Raw genomic sequence first — 18,445 nt, forward strand, 5'->3', positions numbered from 1 at the left:
CTACACGGGCACCGTCTCGACTACTAACTTGCCTGGAGTTCCAGATTCAAACGATCGGATGAAAGCATGTGGCAGCTCATGGAAACCGTGGACCACGGTGTCGATCTCTTTGAGAGTCCCTTCTCGGAGTAACCGTGAGAGTTCCCGGTGGGCCTTCGCCGCGCGGTTGAAGTAGTCAAGGACGATGAATCCCTGTATCTGGGTGCGTTTACTGAGCAGCAGTCCGAAGTTTCGGGGCCCTGCGGGCCTTTGATCCATGTTGTATCCATCGATCAAGCCGCATAGGGCTATGCGGGCGTGGTTGTTGAGTTGATCGATGGTCGCTTCGAACATTGGGCCCCCGGTGTTCTCAAAGACGAGGTCGATCCCCTCCGGGGTAGCCTCGACCAGTTGTGCTGCCCAGTTCTTCGCTTTACGGTCGACGACGTCATCCGCGCCGAGATCTTCCACGAGCATGCGGCACTTTTCTGGCCCGCCGGCGATGCCGACAACGCGGGCGCCTGCATGCTTGGCGAGCTGGACTGCGATGCTGCCGACAGCACCTGAGGCTCCCGAGACCAGGACAGTCTGTCCGGCTTGAGGTTTGAGTATGTCGCGTATACCCGCCCAGGCGGTGAGCCCTGTCATGCCAAGGATTCCGAGCCAGCGCTGCAGCGGTACGTCCGAATGCTCAGGGATACGTTCCCACTCAGGTCCTGGAGCGGTGACCACGAAACGCTCTTGCCAGCCGACAAAACCCCGCACTAAATCTCCTGTCGAGAAACCTTTATGGCGCGTGGAGCTCACACGGGCGATTCCCAGCGCTCGCACCGGAGCGCCGATCTGCACAGGCGGCAGGTAGCTTGGACGGTCGTCGAGCCAACCTCGAATCGCTGGATCTATTGAAACAAAAAGGGTTTCGAACTCCACATCGCCGTCGTCGAGATCTGGAAGTACGGTCTCCACGAGGCGGAAATCCTCCTCGGCGACCGGCCCTCTCGGTCGGCGGGCGAGCACATACTGCACGGTCTTCGTCACGTCGATCTTCCTTTCATGGCCGGCTCGCGCGGCCTTCCATGCCACGGTAGAAACCGACGAAGCGGCGCGGCTTGGCTACATGCGCACGGAGTTCGATTCCAGCGCTGTATCAAATATCGACGCGGATGACGTCCATCGCCGTGCGCGGGATGAAAGTGGGCGTGCGCCTGACCCCAAGACGTGCTCCCCATCACATTCATAGGTTCAATGTCGCGTGGCGTTCAGCCGGACCGCCACATCGTCAGCAGAAGGAACTTCGCCATGACTGGCCAGGCTTCGCTCAGTAACGTCCAGGTGGCCATTACGGTCGATGACTTCGTGTTGTGGGACGGTACGCCGCTTCCCGAAGGACATAGCTCGCTCGACGTGACCCGCGCACTCGCGGAGGCGCTGACCGGTGCCGGCCAGAACGGTGTCTACGGGTTCGCACACACCTACAGCATCACCAAGGACCCGGCCAGCTTGGCGTGCTGGAACGCGTGGCTGGAGGCCGGCCATCACCTGGGCAACCACACCCATCAACACGCTCCACTGCGCTGGATGAGCGCGGACGACTTCTGTCGTGACGTTGACCAGGCCGAGAAGCTCATCGGCCCGCTTGTCGACCTAGCCCCAGAGCGCTACTTCCGCTACCCGATGGATATGTCTTCCGGATCGGAGAGCAAACGCGGGCAAGTCGAGGACTTCCTGCGCGACAACGGATATCGAAACGCACCCATCACCTGCTGGTTCGGTGACTTCGTCTACATCGTGCCGTATCAGCGGTCCCTCATCACCGGAGATGTTGACGCACAAGCCAGGTTAGAAGACCTCCACGTCCAGGGCGCTATCGAAGGTCTGGAGACGCATGCCGCATCTGCCCGCGCCATGTTCGGCACCGACGTTCCGCACATCTGGATGGTGCATGGCACGCCCCTGGCCGCACGCACTATCGGACGCATCATCAAGGCGTACAAGCAGCGAGGTGTGCAGTTCGTCAGCCTTGAGAAGGCTATGCAGCATCCGGTGAACTTCAGCATGCCGCCCGTGCAGGACTCCTTCAGCAACCACCTTCAGCGCTATGCGATGGCGGCCGGCATTGCGAAACCCGACCTCTCCGAAGAGCTTTTCGGCGAAATCCTGTTCAAGTGCCCGGTCAACGGTATGGACACCCTTCAGTACTACGACGAGAAGGTCCTCAAGCCAATTGCTGATCGGGTGGGATCGCCCTATCTATGGGACTGGACGTAACCAAGGTGCTGTGTCGAGCCATCAGATCATAAGAAAGAGAAAGAAACTCGTGCTCAATCTCTCTGTAATGCTCACTGATACTGCCCGGGAACGACCCGCCACGGCAGCGGTGCTCGAAGGGAACCGCCGGATGACCTACCGTGAGGTCAACGCCGCGGCCAATCAGATCGCAGCGCTGTTGATTCGCCGTGGCGTGAACGTCGGTGATCGAGTCGCGATGAGTGTCCCGAATGTTCTCGAGTTCCCCGTCATCTATTACGGGATCCTGAAGGCGGGCGCGGTCGTCGTACCGATGAACACCATGCTGAAACGCGCCGAAGTCGCCTACCATCTTCGCGATTCTGGCGCGCGTGCTTACTTTTTTGCCGATGACTACCTGCCCGATGATGCGTGGCGCGGCTTCGACGACGTGGCCACATGCGAATTCTCCATTGCCATCAGCGACCTTGCCGAACTCCTCGGCGAGCACTCTGGCGAGGATCTGTTGGTCCCGACCGACGCGACTGATACTGCGGTCATCCTGTACACCAGCGGCACCACAGGAAAGCCCAAGGGCGCCGAGCTCACACACGCTAACCTTGTCCTGAACGCGCTGACGTGTCACCGCCTTTTCGACATACTCGGTGAGTCGCAGTTGGTGACGCTGCCGCTGTTTCACTCGTTCGCCCAAACTGTCCAGCTGAACGCCGGTTTCAGCCAGGGTGGCACGCTCGTGCTGCTGCCCCGATTCGATGCCGGCACCGCATTGAACCTGATCCGCGATCATCAGATCACGGTGTTCGCCGGCGTACCCACCATGTATTGGGCGCTGCTGGGCGCAGCCGCAAGCCGCGACGACATCACAGCACTCGGCAGGCAGCTCAAAGTGGCCATGTCCGGTGGCGCCGCGCTACCCGTCGAGCTTCTCAAGCGATTCGAGACCGTCTTCGGCGTAGGCATCCGCGAAGGATACGGCTTGTCCGAAACAAGCCCGGTGGTGGCTTTCAATCGGCTCGACCGACCCAGCCGCCCCGGCTCCATCGGGATGCCGGTGTGGGGAGTCGAACTCGCGCTGCTCGGCCCCGACGGCCAGCACTGCGGTCCTGGCGAACGCGGTGAACTCGTTGTCCGCGGGCACAACGTCATGAAGGGATACATCGGCCGCCCTGACGCGACCGATGAGGCCATCGATTCTGCCGGCTGGTTTCACACCGGCGATATCGCCACTCGCGACGAGGACAACTTCTTCTACATCGTCGATCGCGCCAAAGATCTCATCGTGCGCGGCGGGTTCAATGTCTACCCCCGCGAGGTCGAGGAGACGCTGATGACTCATTCCGACATCACACTCGCCGCGGTGGTGGGGATTGCGGATGAACGCGTCGGCGAAGAGATCAAAGCCTTCGTGATCACGCGACCGGGTACGACGCTTGCCGAATCTGAAGTTATCGCGTGGTGCCGTGACCGCCTGGCCGTGTACAAATGCCCACGCACAGTTCAGTTTTGCCACGAGCTTCCGCTCAACGCCACAGGCAAGGTCCTCAAACAACAGCTCAAAGACGCGAGCAGCGCGGCCATCGCATAGTCGGGCATCGGATTAACAACACTGCGCCACAGCGCTTTTCCTGAATGCCATCAAGACTCGGCGGGCGGACAGAACCGCCTGTCCGGGGTTCCACATCGGCGCCCGAACCACAGCACCGCGGCGATGAGCGCCGCATCACTGGTTCACGCCCGCCATCGCAGCAGACGCCTTAACAGCAGGCCGAGCGATCCGACTGCAGGCTGTGCTTCTTCCCGAATTCCATGACCCAGACCTCAATCGTCGGAGCAAACAACATGACTCATCTCACGCCCGAACGCACTGCCACACCACCGTCCTGGTCCCAAACCGTTGTGGTGTCAGGTTTCGAGCGCACACGCGTGACGAGTTGCCTGGCGCGCATGCTCGGGTTGGCCGTCGCGGTCATCGTGCTCGCGGTCTGCGGATCGGCAATGCCGCCGGTCGTGCGGGCAGACGAAACTGCCTATCTCCCGTTCTACACGCCACCTAGTCCACTCCCGCCCGGCCTGCCGGGCGACCTCATCCGCACCGAACCGTCGCGGCTCGTGCTCGAACCGTCCGGACAGCTCGGAGCGTTTGTCGGCACCGGAACACGGATCATGTACCGCAGCACCGACGCCCAAGGACAGCCCGTGGCGGTGAGTGGCACCTATATAGAACCCGACGTCCCCTGGCCGGGCAGCGGCCCCCGCCCCCTTCTCGCGTATGCGGTCATGGGCTTTGGCATGGGCGAGCAGTGTGCACCGTCGCGCATGTTCAATCAGGGCATCCACGCTTCCTTGCAGACCGGCTTTGATGTGATGTTCAACCTGGAAGAGGGATGGGTCGCGACCCTGCTGGCGCGTGGCTTCGCTATCGTCATCACTGACGGTGTCGGGATGGGTATCCATGACTCTAGGTCTCCGCAATTCCTCAACCGCAACGCTGGCGGAGCTGCACTCATAGACGCTGCCCGCGCTGCAATGAAGTTGCGCGGCACCTCCCTGGACCCCCACGGCCCTGTTGCCTTTTGGGGGTGGCTTGCAGGCGCACACACGGCGCTGTCAGCGGCTGAATTGGCCGCGAGCTACGGTCCCGAGCTGCACGTCGTCGGCACCTACGCCGCCGCGGCACCAACAGATATCGCGGCAGTGCTGCCCGCCATGGACGGAAACTTCTTGGCCGGTGTACTCGGCTATGTCCTGCGAGGGATCATGGCGTCCTACCCTGCGACCGAGCAGCCCATCTGGGATGCGCTCACCCCGCGGGGCGCGGAAATGCTGGCCAACACCGGCCGTCAATGCCTGCTGCAGACCGGTGTCGACTACATGTTTCGTCATATCCAGTTTTGGTTCAAGCAGGACATCTTCGCTACCGCCGCCGCAGAACCCTTCAAGTCCCTGCTGTGGGCTCAGCGGATCGGCAACGTCAAACCCACCGGCCCGGTCTATCTGACGCACAACCGGTGGGATCCCTTTGATCCGTACTCCGCCATAGAACAAACCGCAGCTGACTGGTGCGCAATGGACGCCGACGTAACGCTGTGGACGAATGAACAGCCACCGCTGTTCAACAAATTGGACATCAATTCCATGCTGCCCGTCTTTGTCGACGGAGAGCGAAGTATGAGTTGGATCGCCGACCGGTTCAATGGGATACCCAGCGCGCCCAACTGCGGACAGATTCCGGCTCCGGCCTGACATGTGACGTTTGCCGCCGTCCGGTTGCGGGCTCCCCCTGAACGCGCGGTGGCCGCACGCCGGATCGGGCGAATGCAGTTCAATACGACGTTTGCCATGCGCACAGCGAAAGGTACGCTGCGCATATAGCCAAGACGTGTTCTAGGTCACATTTCTACAGTGAGTGTGCCGCCGCCAAACCTGCCCAGCGCAGCCCGATTGGCCACAGGCAGAGGTGCCCACGACGAGGAAGCGACGTTCCGACATGAGTTACATCGTGCAGACCCTTAGTACCCAGGATCTGGGCGCCAAGGAACGCAGCGACTGGTGGCGAGACCGCGTGTCAGCGATCCACTGTCCGATGTCCTTCGCGCTGGCCGATGACTACTCCGGGCGGATCGAATACCAGCAGTCGGGTCGCTATCGACTGGTCCGTTGGTGGGGTGACGCTGAAGCACTGACTCGAGATTCCACCCAGATCCGGCGATCTCCGCACGGATCTTACGAGTTGCTCATCCCAGTCCATGGTCATCTGCAGCTTGCACAAGGGGACAGCGACATCGTGGCGGTGCCACACACGATGACGCTCACCTCGCTGGATGCTGCGATGGATATGCGACATGGCGACGACGTCTCGGCGGTAGCCCTTGTCATTCCGCGAGATCACCTCGACTGTCGACTGGCACAGCCGACCAATGATCGTCCGATATCGCTTGATGCGAGGCGCGGGCTCGGCCGGATCGTCGTCGATCAGCTACGCACGATCCGTGGCGAGCGCGATCAGCTGGACGGCTTCCAGTTCGACGCAGTCATGGACCGGATCGTCGACCTCATCGCCATCGCCTACAACGATCTCAGCGCACCGCTGGACGATGTTCCCACCGACGCATTAGTCGATTCAATCCGCCGCTATGTGCGCAGCAACGCACACGATCCGGCGCTGACCGGCGCAGGCATCGCCGCAGGCTTGGGCTGGTCACTGCGCCATATCCAGAACCAACTGCAACGCGTGGGCACCACACCCTCGGACCTGATCCGCGAGGAACGGCTCGCGCTGGCGCGACTTCGCCTGCAGGATCCCGGTTGGCGGGCACAGAGCATCACCCAGATCGCCTTCTCCTCAGGATTCGGCGACCTCAGCACCTTCAGCAACGCTTACCACCGCAGCTTCGGCGAACGACCGTCAGACACCCGCACATCTCACTGAATTTCTCTGCCAGCATCCGTTAAATACTGCGCGCACAACAACATACGTGCGCAAGGCTCCAAGCTAGTAACCCGAACCATCTCTTAGCGTCGCAGCATGGAACCTACAACTCATCCTCTCGCCGATAACGACACCCTGTTCTCTGTCAGCGGCCGCATAGCCGTGGTGACCGGAGGATCCCGAGGAATCGGCGCCATGATCGCCCGCGGGCTGGTCACCGATGGTGCCGATGTGATCATCACCAGCCGTAAAGTCGAACAATGCCGTGCCACTGCCCACCAGATCAATAGCGAGGCAGAGACCCTCGGAGGTTCAGGCCGCTGTAGCTACATCAGTGCCGATCTCTCGACGCCGACCGGCATCGGACATCTGGTCAACTCGGTCAACGATCGCCACGAGCACATCGACATCCTGGTCAACAATGCCGGAACCACGTGGGGAGCACCCCTGGAGGACTACCCAATCGCCGGCTGGAGCAAGGTCCTGAACACCAACCTTGTCTCCCCATTCAGCATCACTGTCGGACTACTCCCGTTGCTGCGCAAAGGCGCCAACGCGCAGCGTCCCGCCAGAATCATCAATATCGGCAGCGTCGACGGGCTGGTCGCACCGCGGTGGGAGAACTATTCCTACAGCGCCAGCAAAGCGGGCCTGCATATGCTCACCCGCCATCTAGCCGGCCGGCTGGCACCCGACAGCATCACGGTCAACGCCATCGCACCCGGGCCGTTCCTCACCGACATGCTCAGCCACGTCGCGGCCGACCCCGCGCAGGAAGACGAGCTACTCAACACCGTCCCCCTCGGCCGCTACGGCCAAGCCGACGACATCGTCGGCGCCGTCAGATTCCTGTCCTCAACAGCCGGTGCGTTCGTCACCGCTGCCGTACTTCCGGTAGACGGGGGATTCAGCGGCGCCACGAACTGAACCCTCATCCCGACGCACACATCACCAACACCACAGGAGTACCCGCATGCCCGAAGCCGTTATCGTCTCCACCGCCCGAACCCCGATCGGCCGCGCCGTCAAAGGATCCCTCAAAGACCTTCGCGCCGACGACCTCGCCGCACACGCCGTGCTCGCCGCACTGGCCAAAATCCCCGAACTCGATCCCACTCAGATCGACGACCTGATGCTCGGTGTCGGCCAACCGGCAGGCGAATCCGGAAACAACCTGGGCCGAGCCGTAGCCGTCTTGGCCGGCCTCGATCAACTCCCCGGTGTCACGGTCAATCGCTACTGCTCGAGCAGTTTGCAGACAACTCGTATGGCACTGCACGCCATACGTTCTGGCGAAGGTGACGTATTCGTCTCTGCCGGTGTAGAGACTGTCAGTCGATACTTCAACGGCGCCTCGGACAACCCCGAAGGGCAGAATTCCCTCTTTGCCGATGCTCAGTCCCGCACCGCCGCCCGCGCAAAGGATAACGTCAGCTGGACTGATCCCCGAGCCGGGGATCAGCTACCAGACCTCTACATCGCGATGGGGCAGACGGCGGAGAACGTGGCCGACTTCAAGCAGGTCAGCCGTGCCGATCAGGACGCCTTCGCGGTGCGCAGCCAGAACCGCGCCGAAGCGGCCATCCAGTACGGCTTTTGGGGCCGCGACATCACTCCTGTACGTCTACCCGACGGCAGCTATGTAAGCACCGACGATTGCCCACGCACCGACGTCACTCTCGAAGCCGTATCCGCACTGCCACCGGTGTTCAGGACAGACGGAACTGTAACCGCGGGCAACAGCTGCCCACTCAATGACGGTGCAGCCGCACTCGTGGTGATGTCTGATTCCAAGGCAGCCGAACTCGGTATCACTCCACTTGCGCGCATTGTCAGCACAGGCGTCACCGGATTGTCACCAGAGATCATGGGACTCGGTCCTGTTGAAGCGAGCAGGCAGGCATTGCGACGGGCCAACCTCGACATCGGCGATATCGACCTGGTCGAGATCAACGAGGCGTTCGCTGCCCAAGTCATCCCTTCCATGCGCGAGCTGGGTGTGGACGAAGACAAAGTCAACATCAACGGTGGCGCCATCGCACTCGGCCATCCTTTCGGTATGACGGGGGCCCGGATCACCAGCACGCTGATCAACTCGATGATGTTCCATGACAAGCAATTCGGGCTCGAAACCATGTGCGTCGGGGGTGGCCAAGGCATGGCTATGATTCTCGAACGCCTGTCATAACATGCCCTGCAGGTTGGTGGCGTCACTCAACTCGGGCATCCAGTGACGTCACTGACCGGAATACGACTCTCACACCCCCTGCTTGCCCAGTCGGGTGTCGGCATCGAGGTACCTACCGAAAACCCTTACACCGCAACCCAAGCACGACTCGCCCTGCGGCACCACCTAACTCATCAGACGCGTGATGGCGGCCCAGTATGCCTGACGCTCGTCGACGTGCACCGTCGGGGCGAAAGTGACGACTACAGTCATCACCTGGCGCATGCCGTGATCTGCTGCATATACCTGAGCCGCACCAGTTGTGCGAAATGAGAGAACTTGCATGCGCTCGGTGGTGATCGACTGCGCACATCCAATCGTCGGACAGTCCGCGGCGCTGGTGTCCACGGGCCGCCCCGGCTGTAATCCGCTGCGTTTCAGTTCCTCAACAACATCACGTGCTATGTGAAAGCTACCTGCCGAAGCAGGCCATGGGGTTTCAGTGCGCGGAGTCATCGTTGGCCCACAGGCGGAGCCAACTACCGCCCAAACGGCTCCCAAGCCCACGTAAAGTGCAACACTCGAGACTCGCGAGCGCATCAACTCGATCAAACGAACCTGGCGAGAATGCGCTTGCCTCATAACGATCCACCCCATGCGGAGGCATCCACTCCCATCAGAGAGACCGACAAAAGGTCTGCCGGCATTTGTTGTTCGATTAGTGATCGAGCCCGCCGGGTCCGGGTGCCGCCACGCACCGCAATGCGGCGTGACTGAGCGTGTCAATCGATTCTGGTTCACGGATCAGCGTTGCGCTAGGTGGGACTCGACGAGTTTGACGAGCGCGCCGAGACGATAGCGGCGAGGCACGACAACAGGAATACTCCAGGGCGAGAATGCATCTGCAGCCATCGGTCCCACGCACGCGACCACAATGTCGCCGCGTAGCGCATCAACGATCGCAGATTCGCGACCGGTGAGTTCGGCGGCGCGCATGATCGAGGCAACGGCAGGCGCCGAGGTGAAGGTGAGTGCGTCGAGAGCATGACTGGCAACCAGATCAAGAAGTTCATTAAGGCGCCCCGGCGACTCAGGTCCATCCACGCGGTAGATCGAGGCGACAACCACCTCCGCACCACGCTCGCGCAGGACCTGAGCTGCGCGATCCAGCGACTGGCCATGCTCCTGCAGGACGATTCGCTTACCAGACAGATCTCGGCGGCCAAGGTACGCCAGGACATCCTCAAAGCACTCACTCTCCGGCGACCAGTCGACGCGTAGTCCCCGCCCGACCAGTGCACCGGTCGACTTCGGTCCCCGAGCCAACACCTCGGCACCGGAGACGACTCGGACCAGATCGTGGCCCAGCCCCAATGAGTCTGCGGATTCGAACCAGGAGTTTATGCCGGTGCCGGTCGTCGCCAGAAACAGATCCACAGGCCGGCACACCACGGCCTGCGTAATGCGGCGAAGCTCCCGCTCGTCGAGCATCGACGGGACAAGTGAAAGCCCGGGCGCCCACATGATGTCGGCGCCGCGTCGCTGGAACATCTCGATCTGTTCTCGGGCTTTCCGAGCCGCTGTCACTCCGATCCGGCGACCTTCCAGAGACCGCCCAGCAGGTGACGAATCGTCTTGTCGCAGCTGTGACGCCGTCACGTTCCTGCCGTCCAACGTGCGGCAGGGACCACTCTCACCGTCAAGCGTCATGTGTTGATGCTGACATCGCTACCAGCTACTGCCATTGACGAGGTCCGATTTCGTCGCTGCGACAACGAGATAACAGGCGCTGACCGGGTGAATAATTACCGATGAGTTGTCCAGCGATTGGTCGATGGCGATCAAGAGCGTTGACCTTTCCTGTCCTCGCGAAGAATCCGGCCACTTCATCATCGTCGGCGCGACCGGGCGTTGCCAGTGGTGATAATGCCAGGCTGCGTCAGATTGCTGCCACCGCGTTATCTACTGTGTGCCAGGGCTTTTCGTATCGGAAAACATAGAACGTCGCAAAGCCCGGGAACTGATCCTTCAGTAGTATCGAACGTCGTCGGTGAACAGCATCAAGCTGGGTGCGGTCCATCACCGAAGAACAGTGGCACTCACCGCTCAGTGACCGCCACCAATAGTCCATGACACAAGGAGATCCATGTCTGTAGTCAAGATCAATGCCCTGCACGTTCCGGCAGGCCAAGGCACTGAATTGGAAGGTCGCTTTGCTGCACGGGCGCGCATGGTCGACGGCGAACCCGGGTTCGAAGGTTTCACCTTGTTGCGCCCAGTCAGAGGTGACGATCGGTACTTCGTGATGACGATCTGGGCGAGCCAGGAGTCCTTTGATGCCTGGCGGGCCAAGACGGCTGACCACGGGCCGGTCACCGATGGACACAAACCAGTGGCCACCGGGGCCGACCTGCTCGAGTTCGAGGTCGTCGACCTGCCCTGAACCTGCCCGGACGAAGCGCCCCCGCCACGAAGTGCATCGGTGGGGGCGCTTTGGCGCTTTTGGCTGACCTCGCGTCCTCGGTAGCGATTCGAGATTGTCGGTTGCGGATCGGCTGCTTCCTAACGGATTTCGGCATCTTCGCCTCTCGCCAGGAATCGGCGAACAGCGGAGGGTTGACAGGACGCGCGGCATACCGCGTCGTCCAGCAGCAAACAGCAGCCAGAAAAGGGACCACTACGACCGTGACCCCACGTCTTTTCGAACCGTTGGCGATCAGGGGCGTTTCCTTCCGTAACCGGATTTGGGTCTCGCCGATGTGCCAGTACATGTGCCTCGAAGGCGACGGCATGCCCCATGACTGGCACCTCGTGAACGCCGGCACCTACGCCGCAGGAGGTGCCGGCCTCGTAATGATGGAGGCGACTGGCATCAGTCCCGAGGCACGCATCACCGCCGAATGCACTGGAATCTGGAACGACGCACAACGCGACCGCTGGAGTCGTGTCGTCGACTTCGTTCACAGCCAAGGCGCCCAAGCCGGCATACAGCTGGCACATGCGGGGCGAAAGGCGTCGGACTATCGCGGGTTCACCGCGCAGGCTGGCCGCACCAAGCCACCCGCCGAGGGTGGCTGGATGACAGTAGCGCCATCACCGATCCCCTTCACGGGTATGCACGCCCCTATCGAACTGGACGCGGCCGGCATTGCCAAAGTCCTCGACGACTTCGGCGCGGCCGCCCAGCGCGCCGTGGATGCAGGCTTCGACGTCGTCGAGATTCACGCTGCCCACGGCTACCTCCTCCACCAGTTCCTCTCACCACTGAGCAACGCACGCACTGACGGCTACGGCGGATCACTTCAGAACCGCGCCAGACTGCTCCTCGAAGTCGTCGACCAAATCCGCAACGTGATACCCGAGACAATCCCCCTCTTCGTCCGCTTCTCCGGTACTGACTGGGTAGACGGTGGCTGGACTGTCGACGAAACCGCCCGCGTCGCTGGGTGGGCACAGCAACACGGAGCCGACTTCTTCGATATCTCCAGCGGCGGGCTGATCGGAGACATCTTCATATCGGTGTCACCCGGATACCAAGTCCCACTCACCGAGCGTGTCCGCGAACTTGGCGGCGTTCGCGCTTCCGCCGTAGGCAAAATCACCTCACCACATCAAGCAGAAAGTATCCTGACAGAAGGGCGCGCAGACGCCATCTTCCTTGCGCGCGAGCTCACTCGGGACCCGCACTTCGCTCTGCGTGCGGCACACGAACTCGGAGCGGAGATTGATTACGTCCCACTACCATTCCGCGCAACCGCATGGACCTAACCTCGACCTTTGATACTCGACGATGTTTTGCGCCGTAACCGATGTCGAATGCCTCACCGTGAGATGCGCCTCATGGATGCCGTCGGCCCATGTAGATGTCTTTCATCACCGCGATCGCACCGGCGCTCGATGATTTAAGCAGTGCGGAAAGACTATTCGCAGACTCGCCGAACCGGCGGCTCTGCTTGCGCGTCTCGGGAGAGATATCGCGCAACACTTTCCAGAATCCGAGCGCACCGTCACCGATCGCCACCACCAGCGCTGCTATGCCGCGCGGTGGAGGAAATCGCACAGCAAATCCGCCAGACTCGGTGAACCGGTCGCCATAGGCGGCGACCTCGTCCTGCAATGCCGCCGCGAGCATCTACCGGCCCACGCGTCCATGCGGCGAAGGTGGTGGCGAGCCGAACGAGGTCAACGCAGCCGGCCAGTATTTCAGTTCAGAAAAGGACAGGTGGCGCAGGTGGTTTCGCTGCCACGCTGACCAGTCGCCCCTTGAGACGAGTGCCGAACCAAACTCCAAGAAGCTGGTCACTCGCCTGCAAGATGAGCCGTCTGAGAACACATGCCATTAGAACAACGGAGGCCGCAGTGCGGCATGCGCGTCGCTCCTGCGGCTAGGGACCATGCCCCATGTGCAACAGATAGACCGCGCGCTCAGGCGTTCATGCCGCCATCAACGGTGATGCCAGTGCCGGTGATATTTCGGGCAGCCGGGCTAGCCAGAAACCCAACTGCCGATGCAATGTCGACCACATTTGAAAAACGTCCGAGCGCCATGAGTTCCTTTAACCCATCGGCACCCGCACCGTCTGCTGGATTCATATCGGTATCCGTCGGTCCCGGATGAACCAGGTTGACAGTGATATGGCGCGGTCCGAGTTCGCGCGCCAGGCCACGAGTGAAGGACAGCAACGCAGATTTGGACATCGAATAGACCGTTGCGTAGTCGATCGCGACCCGCTCAGCCAGGCAGGAGCCCAGAGAGACGATTCGGCCTCCATCGGGCAGATAAGTAATCGCAGCCCGTGAAGCGAGCACGACCGAGCGAATGTTCACTGCGATCATGTGATCGATCTGCTCAAGTGTGGTCTCGGTCAGCGGCGCCGAATGCAACACACCAGCGTTGTTGACCAAAATGTCCAATCCGCCTAGTTGCGAGACAGTTTCATTGACCGACCACGTGACGGCCGCTGCGTCTGCACTGTCAGCTCGAATCGCCGCGGCCCTCCGCCCGAGCGAACGAACCTTGTCAGTGACCGTCTCCGCGCACTCAGCCGAGCGCTGGTACGTGATGGCCACATCGGCGCCACGAGCGGCCAGTTCCACGGCGATGGCCGCCCCGATGCCTCGTGCGGCGCCGGTGACCAGAGCCCGCTTACCCGTCAGATCCGACACATTGGTTCCTCTCGAACGACTGATGTTTCTCTGATCAGCGTTCCCTTCCGACAAATCTCACACGAGTGTCGTAATCGACAATTTGCAAAAGGATTTGGCCACAATCGGTCGAATAGTCAGCGGTTGTGGATAGTTCGCGTATAGCACGAGTGAGTGTACGTCCAAGCGTAAGGAGGCACGCTCAGTATTCCCCGGGATACGCTGCGGTCGCGCGGATTTCGACAAGCAGTCCGGGGCTAGCGAGGCCGCTGACGCCGATAAGCGACCAAGCCGGGTAAGGAGGCTTGATGTGACGCGCCTTCGCCCTAGTAAAGCCCGGTAGGTGCTGGTGGATGTCGACGTGGTAGCTGGTGACATCGACGAGCGCGGACAGGTCTAGACCTTCCAGGCGGAGAATTTCCCGCAGCTTCCCAATGGCGATCTCGGTCTGCGCCTCGATGCCCTCAGGGATGGTGCCGTCGGGGCACCGACCGATGGTGCCAGCAATGAATAAGTGCCCGTATGAGCGCACTGCCGCGGAATAGCCAAAGCTCGCGAATGCGCCCACGGTCTGGCCGAAGATCTCAGAGTTTTCGGGGACCTCAACAGTGTGGATTGTCATTGCGTATTCCTTTCGTTGTGACTCATGCGGATCAGTTGTTTCAGCGAGACGCACGGCCGACTTGCTCGCTGCGGAGCTGACTGAAACCCTCTGTTTCGCTGAGGAATTCGCCATGGATCGCGCCGTGGTCCGCGTTGTTCGAGTTTGTCGCGGCGCACCCAACGGTCGCGTCGGCGGACGATTGCATCGTGTCTAATCGCCTCTCCGAGCCCACAGTCGAATTGCCTGTTCGATTACTAGGTTTGCCCGTTCAGACGGCAGTCGCTGTGGCGTAGTCACACGAGAAGGCTTGACGGTAGGCGGTTGGCGTCGTGGCCAGGCTGCGGCGGAAATGGAGGCGCAGATTGGCAGCCGATCCCAAGCCCGAGTCCTGAGCGACCCGGTCGATCGAATAGTCGGTGGTTTCAAGTAGTTCGCGTGCAGCGGTAACGCGCGCGTTGACCAGCCACTGCAACGGAGTCGTTCCTGTTTCGTCGGTAAAACGACGCATGAAAGTTCGCACCGACATCCTGGCGTGCTGGGCCATCTCTGCGACGGTGATTGTCTCGGCGAGACGGCCCAATACCCAGGCCCGAGTGGCAGCCAACGACGTGTCCCCGATAATCGCAACCGCAGCGGGAACATATTGCGCCTGCCCCCCATCGCGATGAGGCGGGGCAACCAATGCACGCGCTACCCGATTCGCGGTCGCGGCACCAAGATCCCGCATCACCATGTACAAGCACATGTCGATCCCGCAACACATTCCGGCAGAAGTAAGGACATCACCGTTGTCGACATAGAGAACATCCCGATCGATTTGCACCGACGGAAACAACGCCTCGAATTCCCCAAGATGCTGCCAATGCGTGGTGGCTCGTTGACCGTCGAGGACGCCAGCAGCCGCCAAAGCAAATGCCCCGGTGCAAATTGAGGCCACCCTGGCACCTCGCGCCACACTCTCTACTAGAACGTCCAGAACTGGGGCAGGGACGGGCCGATCCACCGGCTGATACCCCGGGACGATCACGGTATCGGCCTCACCCACTGCATCAAGTCCGTGGCCGACCACCAACGCCAGGCCCGATGCAGTGCTGACGCGATCCGACATCCCGCAGACTTTCAAGTCATACGGGACATCAGAGTCAACTGTGAATACATCGACCGGGATCGCAATGTCCAATGCCGTGACACCGTCAAGGGCCACAACTGCAATACGGTGCTGTTTCTCCATCACTGACTGACACTGACCTACCAGCAGCTCTCATGAACAGTGGCAATTCTGCCTAGTACCGCAAGGATCCGGCCATTCTGGTGGCGGATGGCTCCCGTTCCCTGGTCCGGCCATCCCCACCCTCCCTGTGTCTCACCACCCCCAACGCCGGACCTGCTAATCAGGTCCCGCCGCCGATTCGATTCCGGCGCCAGCCGACTTTGCCGGTTCTCACAGGCGGACTACTGGGAACGACAACAAAGCTGCCGGCGGATCACCGGCCAATCCCGTTCATAAGTTTAACTAATCCACATGAAGAATCATTAGCTGTACTTGATCACCGCACCTCCATACCCTCGACCCCATGGCTTCACCTGTCCTCATCGGATTCCTCACCACCATGGCGCTGATCGCCGCGATCGGCGCGCAGAACGCCTTCGTGTTGCGCCAAGGCATCCGTGGGGAGCACATCGTCGCCGTGATCGCGTTGTGCACGGTCTCCGATCTGATCCTGATCGCCGCGGGCATCGCCGGCGTCGGTGCCGTGATCACCGCCCACCCCGATGCCATGGCGGTCGCGAAATTCGGAGGCGCCGCCTTCCTTATCGGCTACGGCGTGCTCGCCGCGCGCCGCGCCTTCCGGCCGGCAACCCTCAACCCGTCCGAGCGCACCCCGGCCCGCCTGGCCGAGGTGCTGGTCACCTGCCTCGCGCTGACCTGGCTGAACCCACACGTATACCTGGACACCGTGGTGCTGCTCGGCTCCCTGGCCAACGAACACCGCGAGCAACGATGGCTCTTCGGCGCCGGCGCGGTGGCCGCGAGTGCACTGTGGTTCACCGGTCTGGGCCTCGGCGCGCGTCGGCTGGCCGGACTGTTCGCCACCCCGATGACCTGGCGCATCCTCGACGGCGTCATCGCGGTGATGATGGTCGCGCTGGGCGTCAGCCTCGCGGTGTCCTGACGTCGGTCACCATTACTTTGCCGCAGCCGGAATTCGTCGGCCGCGTGTCGATCGGGCTCCCGGCATGAGACAGACTTAGCAGGTGAGTCCCATGTTCCGCCGTGAACCGGCCCCGCCTCCGCATCCCATGGCGGACGCCCCGGCCTGGTTCACCTCCGCCCTGGAAAAGACGCCGGAGCACTCCACCATCGACGTCGACGGATGCCCCATTCACGTGCGCTCGTGGGGCGACCCGGACAAACCTCCGCTCGCGTTCGTCCATGGCGGCGGAGCGCACTCCGGCTGGTGGGACCACATCGCGCCGTTCTTCGCCCGCACCCATCGCGTCATCGCGCCCGACCTGAGCGGGCACGGCGACAGCGGCACCCGCACCGAATACGCCCTGTCGATCTGGGCCCGGGAAGTTCTCGCGGCATCAGAAGCCTCGGGATCCTCGGCGCGGCCCACCATCGTCGGTCACAGCATGGGCGGCTGGGTCGGCGCCTCGGCCGCCACCCGCTACGGCGCACAGATCGACAGCATCCTGGTCATCGATTCGCCGCTGCGCGAACGCGCCCCCGAGGAAGTTCGACTGCGCAAACGTCGCCGGGACACCGCCGGATACCAGTCCGAGGAAGAGATCCTGGCCCGCTTTCGGGCGGTGCCCAAGCAGGACGTGACACTGCCCTACATCGGTCACCACATCGCGGTGGAATCGATACGCAAAACCGACGACGGCTGGGTGTGGAAGTTCGACCCCGACATCTTCGGCGGGCACCTGCTCGACGAGACGGCCGCCGACGAGGAGATCCTGGAAAACACCTTCGCCCGGATCCCTTGCCGCGTGGGCTATTTGCGTTGCGAAGACGGGGTGGTCCCACCGCGGATGGCCGACCAGATTCGCTCGATGCTGCAACTACGCGGGCCATTCGTCGAACTGGCGGAGGCTGGCCATCACCCCATGCTGGATCAACCCCTGCCGCTGGTAGCGACCATCCGCACCCTGCTGGAGTTCTGGTCGATCACTTAGCGCGCAGCGGCCCGGCGAACGACTTCTTGAGCGCTCGCGGCGCCACAACGGGCAGCAGGGCGGCGAGCAGCTTGCGTTTGAGTCCCGTTGGGTTGCGGACCAATTCGACGTCCACTCGGGTGCCGGTGGCCTGCGGCGCGAGTTGGAACGTCCAGCCACCGCCCGGGCCGAAGACTTTCGAGTCGTGCGTCGCGACGGTGACGCGCCCGCGCTTGGCATCCCAGTCATAGCGGGCGCGCTCCCACGCCGACGCTGTTCCCTCAGTCACCTCGGCCCAGGTGTCTCCGAGGGCATGCACTTCGAAATGGTCCGCGTCGATCGTCGGCCACTGCTGCGGACGGGACGGCCCGAAGTCAGTCAGCACATCGATGAGAGCGGCGGGGTCGAGCGCTGAGGTCATCTGGAAGCGGACGACAGGCATGGTGGCACTCCTAGGGACGAGTTCATGTGGGCGACAACGTCACCATCTGACCCGCCCACGGTGATCAAGTCCAACGATTGCTTTTGATACAGGACATCTCCCTCAGAGATGACACCGCTGCGCTGAGCAGCCATCCGAGCCCAGGCGGCCACTCATACCAAGACTGGATCAGCCCATACCTAAACGGACTTGGACGTGTATCAATATTCTGCCCTACATTCTGTGAGGCGGGTCACTCGCCGACGTCATCTCTGAGCCACCGCACCTCGG

The 18,445-nt window shown here is 61.8% G+C and carries 17 protein-coding genes; 10 read left to right on the top strand and 7 right to left on the bottom strand.

Annotation, left to right across the window (positions count from 1 at the left end):
• A complete protein-coding gene (locus H977_RS0101945; RefSeq protein WP_029106273.1) occupies positions 1–1,017 on the bottom strand; it encodes an NADP-dependent oxidoreductase in 1,017 nt (338 codons plus the stop codon).
• Between the two features lie 261 nt (positions 1,018–1,278).
• Here H977_RS0101945 and H977_RS0101950 point away from each other — a divergent pair, with 261 nt between their 5' ends.
• From H977_RS0101950 to H977_RS0101975, 6 genes are all read left to right on the top strand, one after another.
• Positions 1,279–2,247, top strand: a complete 969-nt coding sequence (locus tag H977_RS0101950) for a polysaccharide deacetylase family protein (protein WP_029106274.1) — start codon at positions 1,279–1,281, stop codon at positions 2,245–2,247.
• A 49-nt stretch (positions 2,248–2,296) separates the two neighbouring features.
• Complete coding sequence (locus H977_RS0101955) at positions 2,297–3,811, top strand: long-chain-fatty-acid--CoA ligase (protein ID WP_029106275.1); 1,515 nt, start codon at positions 2,297–2,299, stop codon at positions 3,809–3,811.
• Between the two features lie 359 nt (positions 3,812–4,170).
• Positions 4,171–5,469, top strand: coding sequence for a lipase family protein (locus tag H977_RS0101960; RefSeq protein ID WP_051288550.1), 1,299 nt, complete (start codon positions 4,171–4,173; stop codon positions 5,467–5,469).
• 244 nt (positions 5,470–5,713) lie between these two features.
• Entirely contained in the window at positions 5,714–6,655 is a 942-nt protein-coding gene (locus H977_RS0101965) for an AraC family transcriptional regulator (RefSeq protein WP_029106277.1), read from the top strand.
• Positions 6,656–6,751: 96 nt separating this feature from the next.
• Entirely contained in the window at positions 6,752–7,582 is an 831-nt protein-coding gene (locus H977_RS0101970) for an SDR family oxidoreductase (protein ID WP_051288552.1), read from the top strand.
• A 46-nt stretch (positions 7,583–7,628) separates the two neighbouring features.
• Positions 7,629–8,843 carry an acetyl-CoA C-acetyltransferase gene (locus H977_RS0101975; RefSeq protein WP_029106279.1) on the top strand — a complete coding sequence of 405 codons (1,215 nt, stop codon included), beginning with the start codon at positions 7,629–7,631 and terminating at the stop codon, positions 8,841–8,843.
• A gap of 783 nt (positions 8,844–9,626) precedes the next feature.
• Here H977_RS0101975 and H977_RS32330 read toward each other — a convergent pair.
• Entirely contained in the window at positions 9,627–10,532 is a 906-nt protein-coding gene (locus H977_RS32330; protein WP_081681572.1) for a uroporphyrinogen-III synthase, read from the bottom strand.
• Between the two features lie 436 nt (positions 10,533–10,968).
• Between H977_RS32330 and H977_RS0101990 the strand changes: the two genes are divergently transcribed.
• Together H977_RS0101990 and H977_RS0101995 are read left to right on the top strand one after the other, a co-directional pair.
• A complete protein-coding gene (locus tag H977_RS0101990; protein ID WP_029106281.1) occupies positions 10,969–11,265 on the top strand; it encodes an antibiotic biosynthesis monooxygenase family protein in 297 nt (98 codons plus the stop codon).
• Positions 11,266–11,507: 242 nt separating this feature from the next.
• Entirely contained in the window at positions 11,508–12,590 is a 1,083-nt protein-coding gene (locus H977_RS0101995) for an NADH:flavin oxidoreductase/NADH oxidase (RefSeq protein ID WP_029106282.1), read from the top strand.
• A 70-nt stretch (positions 12,591–12,660) separates the two neighbouring features.
• Here the strand turns inward: H977_RS0101995 and H977_RS0102000 are convergent, their stop codons facing one another.
• The 4 genes from H977_RS0102000 to H977_RS0102020 form a co-directional block, all read right to left on the bottom strand.
• Entirely contained in the window at positions 12,661–12,954 is a 294-nt protein-coding gene (locus tag H977_RS0102000; RefSeq protein ID WP_029106283.1) for a hypothetical protein, read from the bottom strand.
• 293 nt (positions 12,955–13,247) lie between these two features.
• Positions 13,248–13,988, bottom strand: a complete 741-nt coding sequence (locus H977_RS0102005; protein WP_029106284.1) for an SDR family NAD(P)-dependent oxidoreductase — start codon at positions 13,986–13,988, stop codon at positions 13,248–13,250.
• A gap of 181 nt (positions 13,989–14,169) precedes the next feature.
• Positions 14,170–14,589, bottom strand: coding sequence for a Rid family hydrolase (locus tag H977_RS0102010; protein WP_029106285.1), 420 nt, complete (start codon positions 14,587–14,589; stop codon positions 14,170–14,172).
• A 250-nt stretch (positions 14,590–14,839) separates the two neighbouring features.
• On the bottom strand, positions 14,840–15,802 hold the full coding sequence (locus tag H977_RS0102020; protein WP_029106286.1) for a GlxA family transcriptional regulator: 963 nt from the start codon (positions 15,800–15,802) through the stop codon (positions 14,840–14,842).
• A gap of 343 nt (positions 15,803–16,145) precedes the next feature.
• On the opposite strand from H977_RS0102020, the gene lysE reads away from it, so the two are divergent.
• Together lysE and H977_RS0102030 are read left to right on the top strand one after the other, a co-directional pair.
• The gene (gene lysE, locus H977_RS0102025; RefSeq protein WP_029106287.1) at positions 16,146–16,745 is read left to right on the top strand and encodes an L-lysine exporter; all 600 of its coding nucleotides are present in this window, start codon (positions 16,146–16,148) and stop codon (positions 16,743–16,745) included.
• A gap of 91 nt (positions 16,746–16,836) precedes the next feature.
• Positions 16,837–17,754, top strand: a complete 918-nt coding sequence (locus tag H977_RS0102030) for an alpha/beta fold hydrolase (RefSeq protein WP_029106288.1) — start codon at positions 16,837–16,839, stop codon at positions 17,752–17,754.
• Here the strand turns inward: H977_RS0102030 and H977_RS0102035 are convergent.
• Positions 17,747–18,175 (bottom strand): hypothetical protein, encoded by a 429-nt coding sequence (locus H977_RS0102035; protein WP_029106289.1) that lies wholly within the window; start codon positions 18,173–18,175, stop codon positions 17,747–17,749. The genes H977_RS0102030 and H977_RS0102035 overlap by 8 nt on opposite strands.
• Positions 18,176–18,445 lie beyond the last annotated feature (270 nt).

The organism is Mycobacterium sp. URHD0025 (assembly GCF_000426065.1).
Classification (GTDB): Bacteria; Actinomycetota; Actinomycetes; order Mycobacteriales; family Mycobacteriaceae; genus Mycobacterium.